11 protein-coding genes are annotated in these 14,731 nt (G+C 70.3%); 3 read left to right on the plus strand and 8 right to left on the minus strand.

Translation table 11 applies throughout. From position 1 onward, the window contains the following. Window positions 1-67 precede the first annotated feature (67 nt). On the plus strand, window positions 68-226 hold the full coding sequence (locus ACTWOL_RS04450; RefSeq protein ID WP_474294528.1) for a hypothetical protein: 159 nt from the start codon (window positions 68-70) through the stop codon (window positions 224-226). Window positions 227-282: 56 nt separating this feature from the next. On the opposite strand, the gene ACTWOL_RS04455 is transcribed toward ACTWOL_RS04450, so the two are convergent. The 6 genes from ACTWOL_RS04455 to ACTWOL_RS04480 form a co-directional block, all read right to left on the minus strand. Then, on the minus strand, window positions 283-1,626 hold the full coding sequence (locus ACTWOL_RS04455; protein ID WP_474294530.1) for a polysialyltransferase family glycosyltransferase: 1,344 nt from the start codon (window positions 1,624-1,626) through the stop codon (window positions 283-285). A 3-nt stretch (window positions 1,627-1,629) separates the two neighbouring features. After that, entirely contained in the window at window positions 1,630-2,610 is a 981-nt protein-coding gene (locus ACTWOL_RS04460) for a glycosyltransferase family 2 protein (RefSeq protein ID WP_474294532.1), read from the minus strand. A 215-nt stretch (window positions 2,611-2,825) separates the two neighbouring features. Beyond that, a complete protein-coding gene (locus ACTWOL_RS04465) occupies window positions 2,826-3,917 on the minus strand; it encodes a DUF475 domain-containing protein (protein WP_474294534.1) in 1,092 nt (363 codons plus the stop codon). A gap of 61 nt (window positions 3,918-3,978) precedes the next feature. Next, window positions 3,979-4,410: an ATP-binding protein gene (locus ACTWOL_RS04470; RefSeq protein WP_474294536.1), complete on the minus strand. Its 432-nt coding sequence runs from the start codon at window positions 4,408-4,410 to the stop codon at window positions 3,979-3,981. A gap of 247 nt (window positions 4,411-4,657) precedes the next feature. Then, complete coding sequence (locus ACTWOL_RS04475; RefSeq protein ID WP_474294538.1) at window positions 4,658-5,656, minus strand: TAXI family TRAP transporter solute-binding subunit; 999 nt, start codon at window positions 5,654-5,656, stop codon at window positions 4,658-4,660. Beyond that, entirely contained in the window at window positions 5,653-7,767 is a 2,115-nt protein-coding gene (locus ACTWOL_RS04480; RefSeq protein ID WP_474294540.1) for a TRAP transporter permease, read from the minus strand. The genes ACTWOL_RS04475 and ACTWOL_RS04480 overlap by 4 nt, the downstream gene beginning before the upstream one ends. A 215-nt stretch (window positions 7,768-7,982) precedes the next feature. Between ACTWOL_RS04480 and ACTWOL_RS04485 the strand changes: the two genes are divergently transcribed. Further along, window positions 7,983-8,732, plus strand: a complete 750-nt coding sequence (locus ACTWOL_RS04485) for a response regulator transcription factor (protein WP_474294542.1) — start codon at window positions 7,983-7,985, stop codon at window positions 8,730-8,732. 9 nt (window positions 8,733-8,741) lie between these two features. Then, window positions 8,742-10,229, plus strand: coding sequence for a HAMP domain-containing sensor histidine kinase (locus ACTWOL_RS04490; RefSeq protein ID WP_474294544.1), 1,488 nt, complete (start codon window positions 8,742-8,744; stop codon window positions 10,227-10,229). A gap of 30 nt (window positions 10,230-10,259) precedes the next feature. Here ACTWOL_RS04490 and ACTWOL_RS04495 read toward each other — a convergent pair whose 3' ends face one another. Further along, window positions 10,260-11,216 carry a TAXI family TRAP transporter solute-binding subunit gene (locus tag ACTWOL_RS04495; protein ID WP_474294546.1) on the minus strand — a complete coding sequence of 319 codons (957 nt, stop codon included), beginning with the start codon at window positions 11,214-11,216 and terminating at the stop codon, window positions 10,260-10,262. Between the two features lie 348 nt (window positions 11,217-11,564). Continuing rightward, window positions 11,565-14,252, minus strand: a complete 2,688-nt coding sequence (locus ACTWOL_RS04500) for a YfhO family protein (protein WP_474294549.1) — start codon at window positions 14,250-14,252, stop codon at window positions 11,565-11,567. Window positions 14,253-14,731: the final 479 nt, after the last annotated feature.

The raw sequence follows: 14,731 nt of genomic DNA on the forward strand, positions 1-14,731 counted from the left end.
GGGCGCACGATGGCTGCACGGCCATGGCCAGGGCCCCAGCCACGGCGCCGGCCGGAGGAGGACGCGTATGTCCGGATCCGCGAAGACGATGGGTGTGCTGACCGTCGCGAGCCTGGTGGTCATCACGGCCTACACGGTCGCCCTCGGCAGCAACGGCTGGCTGTGGTTCGCCTGGATCGTGCTCGGCCTGGTGACCATCGGGATGGTGGCCTCCAAGCCCACCTGAGGGCTGTCCCCCACCGCCCGCTCGTCGTCCTGCCCGGCGTCGTGCGCCGTGCGTCGTCAGCCGCGTGTGTCGCGTGTGTCGCGCACCAGACTCCTGCGCAGCCGGGACGGGCGGGTCGGGGCCGCGCCGCCGGGAAGGCCGAGTTCGGTCAGCCGGCCCTGGGGGAAGTAGCGGACCGCGGTGTCGCGAGGGGCGCCGGCGGCCAGCAGCGCGGCGGTCTCGTCCCGCAGCAGGGGGTGGATCCCGGGTTGCATGCAGTAGCCCACCGCACGGACCAGTGGCTCCAGGGAGCCGGGGGCGGCGCCGGGCACGGCGGGGGCGGCGGCGGACTCCAGGTCGGGCACGAGATGGTCCACGACGACCAGCGGCATCCGGTTGCTGTTCTCGTACGGCGTGAGCCGCTCCAGGACCGTCGAGGTGCCGACGCGTGCGATGGGAATGCCGTAGTACACGGAGGCCGTGAACATCGCGGTGGAGAAGCAGCCGACGACGAGCTCGGGACGACAGCGTTCGTAGAAGGTCTCGGCGAGCAGCGGACCGTTCAGAACGGTCACCTTCACCCCGGCCGCCACGGCCGCCTCGTCGAGCGCCCGCGAGTAGCGGGCCGGTGCGGTCGGGTGGGGTTTGAAGATCACCGACCGGTGTCCGGCCTCCGCGGCACCGCGCAGCATCCGGACGTGCAGATCCTCTTCCTCGTCCGGGGTGAGGATGCCGAGTGCGGCCAGGTACTGACCGAGCATCAGGGCGGTGGGGGCGGCCTCGACCGCCTTCGTCACCTCGCGGTCCCCTGCGGCGGACGCCGCGATCTCGTCGAGTACGGCCCGGAAGGCATCGTCCGGTACGAGCTCGGTCGGGACGCCGTACTCGGACAGCAGCAGCGGGCGCAGTCCGGGGACGAGATCGAGGTGCAGCAGACGCCGGACGCGGCAGGCGATGGACTGCGGAAGCTCGGCGCGGGTCGGGCCGTAGCTCATCAGCCCGTCGGCATACACCTCCAGCGGGCTTCCGGCGAAGATCGCGGCGAGCGCCCTCGCGGGGTTGACCTGGATGGATTCGACGATCACCTCGACCGGTCCGCTGCCGAGCCCCCATGCGGTGCGCAGCGCCCGCTGCCACAACGGGGTCTCCTCGGGGCGCGGCCCCCAGGTGCCGGGGTGGTTGGGACGGATGGTGTCGTTCCAGTCGATCACCGTGTCGAACCGGGCGGCGATCCGTTCGTAGCCCGTCATCGTGTCGAGCCGCACGGCGGTCTCGGGGATCTCGGCGTTGTTCGAGACCAGGAGGATCCGCCGGACGTCCGCGTGCGCGCCGAACTGTCCGGCGTCGAGTGCCGCGGCCAGGGTGGCCGCGCCGTAGAGCGTCGACACCTGGAAGATCTGTGTGTGGCCCTGCGTGCCCATGGGTCAGGCGGTCCTTCCCGTGTCGCGCAGACGCCGCAGCAGCGTGCTCCGCTTGGTGTCCATCGTCGCCAGGGTCTCGTCCAGGACCTGCCGGGGCATCCGCCGCAGCGCGTCGGTCACGTCGTGCCGCAGACGCCTGGCCACGGCCGGCTCGTACTGGTCCGACTTGGCCATATGGAAGGCGATCATGGCGCAGTAGGTCCGCACCGCCTTCGGGATGAAGCGATCGGCCTCGGCGTCCCGGGACACCTCCTCGAGCAGGAGGTCGTAGGAGGGGATGAAGTCCAGCTGGCGGTTGTCCGAGATCTGGGTGAGCGAGGTGGTGACACCGCGCCGGTAGAAAACGCCGTGCAGATCCAGCGCCGCATAGGACTTCGCGGTGAGATGCAGCCGCCAGATCCACAACCGGTCCTCGGCGGTGCGGAGTTTCGTCTCGAACCGCGACCGGCCGTTCTCGAAAAGATGTCCGCTGTAGATTCCGAACGGGACGAACGGATAATCCACCATCGTGACCATGCCGGCGGGTGCGATTCCGTCCCGGGGGTCCATCACCACGTTGTGCTGTTTGGCGGGGGCGTAGCGGATCTGGCGTGTTCTACCGGTCGCCAGTACGTGGTCGGTGCGGGCGAAGTCGCAGCCAAGCGTCTTGATCGCGGACACCATCGCGCGCAGATGGCCGGGGGCGTACCAGTCGTCCCCGTCGAGGAAGGTGACGTAGTCGCCGGTGGCCGCGTCCAGGCCGGTGTTGCGGGCCTGGGCCACACCCAGATTGGTCTCGTGGCGGATCACCCTGGCGTGGGGAATCCGTCCGCTCCAGTGATCGAGCACGTCCGGGGTGGCGTCCGTGGAGCAGTCGTCGACGAGCAGGAATTCGAAGTCCGGGTCCGCGTTGCGCGCGAGGCTGCGCATGGTGTCGGGAGCATAGGGCCCGACATTGTGGAGCGGCACGACGACGGACAATTTCGGCACACGGTTTCCAAACACTCGAGCGCAGGCTTCGCTGCACCGTATCCACCCCGATATCCGGTCAGATGATGCGGATTTGCACTCCAGGTGAACTCTTGGGGCCCTGGGGAGAAACCCGTGCGGGATTCCCCGGTGCTTCCTGGCTTTCCTGGCGCTGCCTGGCGCTTCCCGGCTTTTCTGGTGGACTGAAAGCCCGCGTTCTCCGGCGCATCACACCAAGGGCTGTCCCGTAATCAGGCCTCGAGCGCCTTGTTGCGCAGCACGGAGGACAGGAAGGAGGCGGCGATCAGCACCACACCGATGAGTCCGGTGATGATCTCGCTGATCTGGTGCTCGATGGTGACGAGCAGGATGACGGCGAGCGCGCCGATGGCGTAGTGCGCGCCGTGCTCCAGGTAGACGTAGTCGTCCAGGGTGCCCTGGCGGACCAGGTAGACCGTGAGGGACCGGACGTACATGGCGCCGATACCGAGGCCGAGGGCCATCCAGAAGATCTGGTTGGTGATCGCGAAGGCACCGATGACGCCGTCGAAGGAGAACGACGCGTCGAGCACCTCCAGGTAGAGGAACAGGAAGAAGGCGGCCTTGCCCGCCAGGCCGACGGCCGAGATCTGCTTGCCCTCGGCCTTGGCCTTCTCCTCCTCCTCGTGCTCGCGCTCCTCCTCTTCCTCGAGCTTGTCCTCGAAGTAGCCGGAGAGGCCGCCGACGATCAGATAGGTGATCAGTCCGGCGACGCCGGCGAGCAGCACGGTGGCGGACTTGTCCGCGTAGCCGGAGCTGGTGTGGGCGTGGGTCGCGAAGGTCATCGCGGTGACCAGCAGGGCGATCAGGGCGATGCAGACCGACAGCATGTCGACCTTGCCGAGCTTGGCGAGCGGGCGCTCCAGCCAGGCGAGCCACTTGATGTCCCGCTCCTCGAAGATGAAGTCGAGGAAGATCATCAGCAGGAACATGCCACCGAAGGCGGCGATCGCCGGGTGGGCGTCGGTGACCAGCGCCTCGTACTGCTCGGGGTTGTCCATCGCCAGATTGACGGCCTCGATGGGCCCGACCTTGGCGCTGATGGCGACGATGGCGACGGGGAAGACCAGCCGCATGCCGAAGACGGCGATGAGGATGCCGACGGTGAGGAAGATCTTCTGCCAGAAGGCGTTCATCTTCTTCAGGATTCCGGCATTGACGACCGCGTTGTCGAAGGACAGCGAGATCTCGAGGATCGACAGGATCAGGACGACCCCGAACGCCTCCCACCCCCACTGCCAGGCGGCGAATGCGAGGCCGAGCGCCGTAATGGCGAACGACCAGCCGAATGTCCTCAGAATCATCGTTGTCCCATGCAGTCGGAGAAGGTTTCGCGAGGGCTGATGGCTCCCGGTGCAGCCCGTGTCACTGAACACCGGCGCCCGAGAGTGCTTGTGGGCATGTGGGGGCCACCTCGAACCAGACGGTCTTTCCCGTGGCGGTGGGGGTGCTGCCCCAGTCGGCCGCCAGGGCCGCGACCAGCACCAGACCGCGGCCGCTCTCGGTGTACGTCCCGATGCCACGCGGGGCCGGGAACCGGCGATCCGTGTCGGTCACTTCCACCCGCAGCCGTGCCCTGTCCCAGCTCACGACGACGGTGTACGGGCCGGTGGCGTGCTCCAGTGCGTTGGCGATCACCTCGCCGGACAGCAGTGCTACGTCGTCCAGCGTCTCGTCCGGCAGTGGAAGACCCCAGTCGCAGATCATCGACAGCACCAACCGGCGCGCTGCGGGAACGGACTGTTCCCCCGCGGTGAGTGTGAATACGCGGTGCAGCGGTTCTCTGTGGGCGTCCATCTTGATCATTCCTTGACGGGTGCGGTCCCGGTGCGGACCGGGATGCAACGCCTGGCGCGGTCGGCGCGGGCGTGTGGGTAGTGGCGTGTGGCAGAGGGGCCGGCAGGGGGTTCTCGGTACGGGCAGGGACGGTTGTCGTTCGCGCGAGGCGGTGGGGCCTGCGCCGGGTCGGGGTGCCGGCCCTGCCGGCGACGTGTGGCCGGTCCGGCTCGGAAGTACCGGGCCGGCCACCTCTCCTGTGCCCGGCTCAGGACTTCTCGGCCATGGCCGTCAGCGCGGTCTGCGCACCCGGATTCAGCGGTACGGGGGACACGGCCTGTGCCTGGGCGAGTGCGATCTCCGCCGCGGCCGCGTTCACCTTCTCCAAGTCGCTCTTGTTCTCGTGGACGAGTCTGACGATCTCGGCGGCGAGCTCCGGGTCGAAGCCCTTCTTCACCAGCAGCACGTTGGGTACCGCGATCGTGGGCACGTCCTTGGACTGGTGGTACACGGACTTGGGGATGGAGCCCTTCTGGTAGACGTCGCCGTACTTCTCGTTGAGAGCGGGCAGTTGCGGTGTCACGTCCAGGAAGCGGACCTCTTTCTTGAGGCTGGTGGTGAGGTCCGTGATGCCGCCGCTCGGCAGCCCGCCGGACCAGAACAGCGCGTCGATCGTCCCGTCCTTCATGGCGTCCACGGTCTCCGGAAGGCCCAGACGGTCGGCGGAGACGTCCTTGGCAGGGTCCAGACCCGCGGCCTTCAGCAGCCGGTTGGCAATCACTTCCGTGCCGGAACCGGGGGCCCCGGTGGAGACCCGCTTGCCCTTCATGTCCTCCAGGGAGTCGATGCCTGCGTCGGACCGGACCAGCACCTGGGTGTAGTTCGGGTACAGCCGGGTCAGTGCCTCGACGTCCTGGGGGGAGGAGAACGACTCCTTGCCCTCCACTGCGTCGCCGGCGGTGTCCAGCAGGGAGAAGGCAACGTCGTAGGTGCCGGCCCCGAGGCCCTGGATGTTCTGCACGGACGCGCCGGTGGTGGTGGCGGTGGCCCGGTAGCCGTCGAGGTTGCCGGAGATCAACTCCGCGATGCGGCCGCCGAGCTGGTAGTAGACGCCGGTGGTGGGCCCGGTCGCGATGGTGAGCCGGCCTCCCTTTCCACCGTCGGCGGCCGACTTGTCGGTCTGCTTGCCGCCGCCGCAGGCGGTGACGAGGAGACCCAGGGTGAGAACGGAGGTGATCAGGGACAGGGCACGCATCCGGTGCTTCATGAGGAAAGCTCTCCTTCCGTGACGGTTCCCGCTTCGCGGTTCACACGGGCAGTGGGAACCAAGAGGGCGGGCTGCCTGCGGCGCACCAGATGTACGCCGAGGGCGAGTGCGAGGGTTGCGAAACCCGCGGCGATCGCTACGGGTTCGAGGTACAGGAGGCACAGGGCGGCAGCGGCGCACAGTGCCCGCTCGCCCCGGCCCGCCGGACCGAGCAGTCGGCCACCGGTCGCCGCGGCCAGTGCAGCCACGGCGACAGCGGCGACCGCGGTGGTCCACAGGACGCTCCACAGGCCGCCCGTGCCGAGCAGATGAGCGCCGTTGTCGGTGAGCACGAAGGTGAAGGGCACCAGAAACGCGGGAAGCGAGTACTTCCAGGTGGCCACCATTGTGCGCATCGGGTTACCCCCGGTGATGGCAGCCGAGGCAGCCGCCGCCATGGCCGTCGGCGGGCTCACCTCGGAGAGCACGGCGTAGTAGAAGATGAACATGTACGCCTCGTGGGTGGCGACTCCCAGCGACAGCAGGGCGGGGGCGATGATCACCGCGGCGATGATGAACGAGGCGGTGACCGGGACCGCGAGTCCGAGGACGGACACCGCCACCGCGGCGAAGACCACGGTCAGGACCAGCTTCACCGTCGCGTTGTCACCGAAGACTTCGGCCGCGTCGACGATGACCGAAGCCAGGTTCAGGCCGAGGCCGGTCTGGGTGACGACGGCGACGATCATGCCGGCAGCGGCGCAGGTGGCGACGACGGGGAGGACGCACTTGGTGCCCTCCGCGAGGGCCGAGTACAGCCTTCGCGGGGTCATCCTGTGCCGCGGGTCGAGGAAGGACAGCAGGAACTGAAGGACCGTCGCGTAGACCACGGCCTTGAACGGGGGCAGCCCCATCGCCATGAAGCCGACGATCATGAAGAGGGAGAGGAAGTGGTAGCCGAACCGGCCGAGCAGCCGTAGTGCCGATGTGGGCTCGTCGTCCATCACTGGCTGCGTGTGGTGCTTACGGGCGTCGATCTCCACCGCGAGGAGGATGCCCAGGTAGTACAGGAGCGTGGGCACCAACGCGTACAGCAGGACGGTGAGGTAACTCGCCCTCAGGTACTCGGCGATGATGAACGCTGCGGCGCCCAGCGTCGGCGGGGAGAGGATCGCGCCGATCCCGGCGGCCGCGAGCACTCCGCCACCCTGCTCCTTGCCGTAGCCGGCTCGGCGGAGCACGGGCCAGGCGACCGAGCCCAGGCTGACGGCGGTCGCGGTGCCGGAACCGGAGACCGTACCGAGCAGGAAGCCCGCGGCGGTCACCGTACGCCCGGGCGCGCTGCGGGAGCCGCGGAAGGCCGCGAACGACAGGTCGATGAAGAACTTGCCCGCGCCGGAGATGTCGAGGACGGCGCCGAAGATGGTGAACAGGACGATGTAGGTGGCGGCCACGTTCAGCGGCACCCCGTAGACGCCGTCGGTACCCATGAAGAAGTGGGCCGCGATCGCATCGATGTCAAAGCCGCCGTGCGCCAGCGACCAGTCGTACGGCAGGAGTCCGCCGTAATACGCATACGCCAGGAAGCTCGCGCAGAAGGCCGGCAGGACCCAGCCGGTCGTGCGCCGGCACGCCTCCAGGACCAGCACGATCATGGCGATGCCCACAGCCGTGTCCAGCGAGGTCGGCAGCTGCCGCCGCTCGATGAACGCGTCGAACCCCACCAGCGGATACAGGCATACGGCGAGCGCCGCCGCGGCGAGCAGCCAGTCGAACCACGCTGGGTTGTCGTGGCGGACGGCCGTCACGTCCGGCGCCCCGCCGGTTGCCGCGGTGCGGCGACCCCGCCGCCAGGGCATCAGCAACGCCGGTACCCGCACTGTTCCGCGGTGGGTGAGGAAGATCAGCGGCAGCGTCCCCGCGAGGAAGAGCGTCAGGTAGTACTGGGTGCCCTTGGCCACCGGGAAGAAGATCGCATACAGCGCGAAAAGGGACAGGGTGGCACACACCGCGGACACGGCCGCGGAAACACCCGGGGACAGTTTGCGGGCCGGCCGCTCCTGCTCGAACTCGGCCACCAGCTCCTCGGCTGACAGCTGCCTCGGCTCGGACGGCACTGTTGCCATGCTCATCGCGGCATCTCCTGGGACTGGGAGTTCCTGTTGCCCCAGACCGTGGCACCCGGTTACCTCTACGCAACACAGAACGCACGAGGACTTAACGTAGGTTTAGGGTTCAGTGACGGCGGTCACTCCTACGCTCATCGCAACGGCTGTGACCTGCGTGCTCCCTCGGCATCCCCGCCGCCGGGCCCGGGTTCGCCGGATTCCACCAACCGGGAGGCCGCGTGCGGATACTTCTCGTCGAGGACGACAACCGCGTCGCCGACGCCCTCACCGGCGCCCTCCGGCGGCACGGATACGAGGTGCGGCGTGCCGCCAACGCGGCCGACGCCCTGGCGGCACCCGCCGTCGATCTCGTGCTGCTCGATCTGGGCCTGCCCGACCGGGACGGCATCGACGTGTGCCGGGAACTGCGTGCCCGCGACGGGGTCCCGGTGATCGCGGTCACCGCGAGGGGAGCCGAGCCAGACCGGGTGCGAGGTTTGCGCAGCGGCGCCGACGACTACGTGGTGAAACCGTTCGGCATCGCAGAGCTGCTGGCCCGTATCGAGGCGGTGCTCCGGCGCAGCATGAGCCAGCGCGCCCATGAGGACCGGCTCGTCGACGTCGGCAGCCTGCAGGTCGATCTCGGGCGGCGTACGGTCACCGTGGATGGGCGGAGCATCTCCCTGACCCGCAAGGAGTTCGAGATTCTCGCCCTGCTGGCTCGCGCGAGCGGCGCCGCGGTCCCCCGCGATCGGATCGTGGTGGAGGTGTGGCAGACGACGTACGACGGGGCGTCACGCACGCTCGATGTCCATGTGGCCACCTTGCGCAACAAGCTGGGGCGGGCAGGGAGCCTGGTGCAGACCGTGCGCGGGTTCGGGTATCGGCTCCGCGCCGCTCCGGCGGCGGATGGTCCGGGGGTGGCCGATGGTCCTGGGCCGGTAGGCGGTGGGGCGGAGGCCGGCGGTCCGACGGCCATCGGCGGGTGAGGATGCCGAATGCGCCGCCGACTTCTCGTCATCGTCTTCACGCTGGTGGCAGGTCTGATCGTCGCGCTCAGCCTGCCCCTGGTGCGAGCCACCGCTGAGCGAACCGTCCAGAGCTCGTTCATCGGCCGGGTCGAGGACGGCGCGTGGTTCGCGGACATGGCAGCCACCGCCCTGGAGTCGGGGCGGACCGGCCGGCTGAAGGCTGCCGCCGACCGCTACGCGAACCTCTACGACTCGCGCGTCGTGGTGGTCGACGCCGAAAGCGAGACCGTGGTCGCCTCGCATCCCGTAGACCTGGCGGAACAGCAGGTGCGGTCGGCGCTGCTGCTTGCCCTGGCCGACCGGCCTCCCGAGCCGCCCAGGGTCTGGTGGCCGTGGGACGACCGGCCGTTCGTGCTGGCCGAGCCGGTCCGGCGCGACGGCCGCGTCCTGGGAGCCGTGCTGATCGTTTCCCCCACCGACGGGGCGCGTTCCCAGGTGGCCGACCATCTGACGCTGGTGGTACTGGGCAGCCTCGCGGCACTCGTCCTGGTGGTGATCGCGGTCGCGGCGCCGGTGGTCCGCTGGGTGCTCCGCCCTGTCCACGACCTGGATCGCGCCACCCATGAAGTCGCCCTCGGGCGCCTGAAGACCCGTGTGTCGGAGCGAGTGGGTGCCCCCGAACTGCGTCGCCTCGCCAACAGCTTCAACGTGATGGCGGACAGCATGAACGCATCCCAGGAGCAACAGCGGGCGTTCGTGGCACAGGCGTCCCACCAACTCCGCAATCCACTGACCGCGCTCCGGCTACGGGTGGAGAACCTCGAGGAGTTCGTGAACGACCCGCACGGTCTGAACGAGCTGCACTGCGCTGTTGAGGAGGCCGACCGGTTCGGCGAGATGCTGGACGGGCTGCTGCGGCTGGCCAGGGCGGAGGCGTCCGAGGCGGAACGCGCCCCGGTCGACGTCTCTGCGGTGGTGAGGCACCGGGTCGGCGCCTGGCGGACGGCCTTCGCCAGCTCGGGCGTTCCGCTCACCACGCAGATCCCCGACGGGGTGAGGGCCCTGTCCCTGCCCGACTGCCTCGACAACGCGCTCGACACCCTGCTCGACAACGCGCTCAAGTTCGGCGGCGGCGCACCGGTGGACGTGTCGGTTCACCGCACCCCTGCCGACAACGGCACCGACCCGGACCGGAAGGCCGTCGACGAGGGCGGGAACACAGCCCTTGCGGGGCACGCGTCCGACCCTGCCGGGGAAGCAGTGGACATGGTCGACGTGAGGGTGCGGGATGCCGGCCCGGGCCTGACCGAGGAGGAACTGTCCCAGGCGGGAGGGCGATTGTGGCGCAGTGCCCGCCATCAGAACATCCACGGCACGGGGCTCGGCCTCGCACTCACCCGCATGCTGGTGGAGGCGGGTGGCGGCGAGCTGCTCCTGGCAGCAGCGCAACCACACGGACTCTCCGCCACCGTACGGCTACCCGCCGCTCCGGCAGTCCCCCGCGACCCTGTGTGAGGGGAGGCCGCGACGGGTCCTGTAAGCGCGTCAGGGATGTGACTCGCGATACCACCGGGCGGCGCCGGGGTGCAGCTCCAGCGGGTGCGTGGCGATCGCCGTACGCCGGTCGAGGCGGCGGGCCTCCGGGTGGGCACGGATGAGGCGGGACTGCCCCTCGAAGAGCAGCCGGGTCAGCCAGTACGCCTCCGATTCCGGCATGTCCCGCCGTACCACCAGGAAGTTCGGCACACTCACCGTGATGACCGCGCTCTGCGCCCCGTATACGACGGCCGGCACGGTCGTCTCCGTGTACAGCTCGCCGTACGACCGGGTGAGGGACCCGACGACGTCACCGAGGTCGACGAGGCGGATGGTGGTGCTGCGCCGCAGTTCGGTGATCGCTCCGGTCGGCAGACCGCCGCTCCAGAAGAAGGCGTCGATACGCCCCGCGGCCAGAGCGGCGGCCGATTCACGCACGTCCAGTCGCAGTGAGGTCACGTCGTCGACAGGGGAGAGCCCTGCGACCTTCAAAATGCGTTCGGCGATCAGTGCGGTGCCGGAGCCTTCGGCACCCACGGAGACCCGCAGCCCGCGCAGCGCCTTCGCGCTGCGGACCGGGCTGTCCGCGCGGACCACCAGCTGGACGTAGTTGTCGTAGAGCGAGGCCAGCGCCACCACGGGCAGCTTCCGGGAGAAGGGCCGTCGCCCGGCGACGGCGTCCGCGGCGGAGTCGGCGAGGGTGAAGCCGATCTGCGCCTCGCCGGCATCCACCCGGCGCAGATTGTCCACACTGCCCCCGGTATGCAGGACCCGCGCCGAGGCGCCCGGCAGCCGGCTCCCGATCAGCTCTGCGTAGCCGGCCCCGTAGTCCGCGTACACACCGCCGGCGTTGCCGGTGGCGACCTTGATCTCCTCCGACGGGCGGGGTGGCGCGTCAGACCCGCCGCATCCCGCGAGCAGCAGTGCCGCGGCGAGAGCGGTGGCAAGCACGCGTGCCAGCCGCATGGGACCTCCCTCGTCCTGCGGAGCCGTGCACGGGAGTCCGGCCGGGTCGTGGGGCCCATCCGGCGATCCGCCCTCATCAGCCTAACCGCCCGGCCACCAGCGCCGCTGCGTATGGATCACCGCGATGCCGTACGGCAATGGTCCGGCTGCTTCCACACGAGCAGATCCGCCCAGGCGCAGGCGTTACACCACTGATAACTCTCGCAGCCGAACTTCACGGCTCGTAGAACGGATCAACCTGACCGCAGCAGCGCCACCCATGGGGCAGGCGGATGCTCCTGACAGCCGGGAGCGGCGTGGAGAGCGGCGCACGTGGCCGCGTGCCCGGCAAGATCCGGCAGACACCCCCTACGGCATGGGGGTCGGGCGTCCCCGGTGCGAGCGGCGGTGCAGCAGGCCGATGGCCACCAGAGCGGCCAGAGCCGTCGCGCCGACGGCGCCGCCCAGCCGCAGGCCAGGGGGCCGGAAGGCGCAGCTGATCGATGTCGCCTTGCCGTCGAGCGGTACGGCCAGCAGTCCCCCGTACTGCCGGGCGGGTCCGGGGGCGGCGTCGCCCGCGGCGCAGGTCCAGCCGGAGATCCGCGGGACGGCGATGACGGCGGTTCCGGTGCTGCCCGGCGGCAGTTCGGCGGAGAGGGAGTGTCCGGTGACGTGTACGGCGGTGGCCCCGGTCTCCGTCAGGTGCCGCACGGCCGCGTCCAGCCGCTCCCGTACCAGGCATCCGACCGGCTGCGACGGCAGCACCGGTGCTCCCTTCCCGGGGCGGAGCTCGATCCGCAGCGCTCCGTCCGCCGCGACGGTGCCGAGTGACTGCAAGGGAGCGCGCACGGACGGCGGTTTGCCGGAGAACTCCACGGGCTTGTGGTCGCCGAGCGCCGCCGTGCCCCGGTACTCGGGTGCCCAGAGGTAGGCCTGCGAGCCCGCGGGGCAGGTGGTGCTCAACGTGACCACGGCCGGGCTCCGGTCGGTGTCGCTCGTCCGGACGGTCCGGCGCAGGTCACGTGGCACGTCGTAGACAGCGGCGCCGAGCAGCGCTTCCTGGTTGGCGAAGGCGGAGGCCCCGAAGCGGCCGCCGCCGTCGGGGAGCCGGAGCCCGGGTCGTACGGTCACCAGCGGAGGCACGGCGCTCTCGGTGGAGGTGACGGTGGCGGTGGCGGTGGCGGTGGCGGTGGGGAGGTCGTCGACCCGCACGGGCCCCGTGGGCGCCGAGCGCACCCGTGCGCCGACGGAAAAGATCGCGTCGGTCACCGGGTTGTCCAGGCCGACCGGGTGCCGCCCCTTCGCGAAGTAGCCGAAGCCCAGGGACGACAGAGTGCGGGAGTAGATGTCGGCGGTCAGGCTGCTGTAGTAGTCGGCGCCCTGCCCGCCCACCAGCAGGACGTCGTTGCCGCCCGGGACTTCGCCGGGTTCGGTGCGGTGCCGGGGCCAGGCGCTTCTGCGCCCGGTCTCGCGCGCGACGTCCTCGTGCCAGGGCCCGATCCGGGGGGCCCACGAGACCTCCCGCAACTGCTGCTTCTCGATGCGGGCGCCCGTGACGGCGGCTTCGCCCGCGTGGGCCGCCGCGAAGAGCACCACGGCGACGACCGGCAGCACCCGGACCCCGGCGGCGTACCGCCCGGCGAGCAGGACGGCTGCGGCGGCCCCCATGGCGAGCAATGCCGCGGCGGCGAGGGCGGGGTAGGTCCACCGGTCGATGTCCGCACTCCCCCGGGTCGCGTAGACCATCAGCGCCAGCAGGGCGCCGGAGGCCGGCAGCGCGGGCAGCCGCGGCAGCCCCTGGGCGGTGGACAGCCAGGCCGCGATCAGCAGCAGACCGCAGAGCACGAAGGTCTGCCGGTAGGGGATGCCGTTGGGCGAGGCTCCGGCGTGCCAGAGCAGATGGGTGGGCTCCCATTGGAGGGACAGCGCCACAAGGCAGATCGCGGCCGCCCAGACCAGGCGGACCCGTGGCGCGACCGCACGGTTGAACGGCAGTGTCAGGGCCAGGGCCAGCGCCGGGGTGCCGATGTAGAGGGCGGGCGTCGCCACGCTCGCCGTGGCCGGGAGGAAGCGGGCGAGCGCCTCCGTCCACGCGGCGGCCTCGAAGGTCACCTCGGGAGTCGGATCGGCCACCTGTGTGGCCCGGTAGACGACCATGACCACGGGTGCGGCGAGGCCGGCGCCGACGGCCACGGTCCGGGCGGCGCGCAGCAGTCCGGCCCGACGCGTCCGGGCGGTGCCGTCGGCCGTGAGGAGCCGGACGGCCAGCACGATCGCCGCCCCGGCGGTGGCCATGTAGGCGGTGTAGAAATTGGCGAGCCAGGCCAGGGCGACGACCAGGGGGCCCAGTACCGGACGCCGCCCGCAGCGCGCCCATTCGCCTGCCAGGCACAGCAGCGGGAAGGCCACCAGTCCGTCCAGCCACATCGGCACGGTGGCGCCGTAGTTGAGGGTCCAGCCGGACAGCGCGTACGCGGCGCCGAGCACGGCGGCGACGGGCCACGGCCCGTTGCGGAGCTTCGGCAGCAGTACGGCCATCACGCCGCCGGCGGTGGCGACCTTGGCCACGGTGATGACGTACAGGGCCAGTTCGATGCGGTCGGCCGGGAACAGTACGACCATCAGCGCGAACGGGCTGCTCAGGTAGGTGCCGAAGTCGCCGAGGAAGTTGGAGCCGAAGCCCGAGCTCCAGTTGAGGAACATATCGCCGTCGGCCTCGCCGAGCAGCAGTTTCCGCCAGTAGGCGTGATACGGCAGGTACTGCTGGCCGAGGTCCACGGTGTTGCGGGTCGTGGGCCCGAAGGGATGGCTTCCCGCCATCAGTCCGCCGAGGCAGAAGACCAGCGCGGACAGCAGCGCGCCGCCGGCCCCGGCCCGCAGGCTCACACTTTGCCGGGCGCGTCGCATCAGCGGTACCGGCTCCGCGCCGAGCCGCTCCGTCCATCGCCGTGCAACGCGGAGCGGGGCCCGCTCGGTGCCGTCCGCCGTGTCCCGCTGCTCGTGCGGGCTCCCCGCGCGTGCACCCCGGGCAGGCACGGCATCGGTTGCAGGCGGCACTCGTCCTCCGGGTGGTGCGGTGTGGGCTACGGGGACACCCGGTGTCAGGGCGCCGGGTGTCGGGCCATTACGCCCGAGCAGGACGACCCGTATCCGATCGACGGAGGGATCCGGGACATCCCTCAGGTGAATTCCGGGTGTGTGGCGGACTCCCGCTTCCGATCCGGCCTGATCCAAATGAAGGGCCCACGCGCTCGTCGGGTGTAGCCTGTGGCCCGAGCGCATGATCGGCGGAAGTCCGCCCGCACACACGGCGGTTACCGGCACGAGTGATCACGTTCGAAGTACCGTTCGGGGCCCGAGGCCGACGACCGCGTCAACGACGGGGACGCCGGCCTCCCGAGCCCCGAGCACCGGGGGCTCGACGATGTCGCCGGCCCCGGGGCCGGAACACGAGTGACCAGCCCGGCCGCAGCGGCACCTCCTCGTTCCGGGTCTGCAAGCTCGCGGCCCCCAACCGCACCGTGATCGACGGCAGT

The sequence above is a fragment of the Micromonospora sp. IBHARD003 genome, from assembly GCF_056106285.1.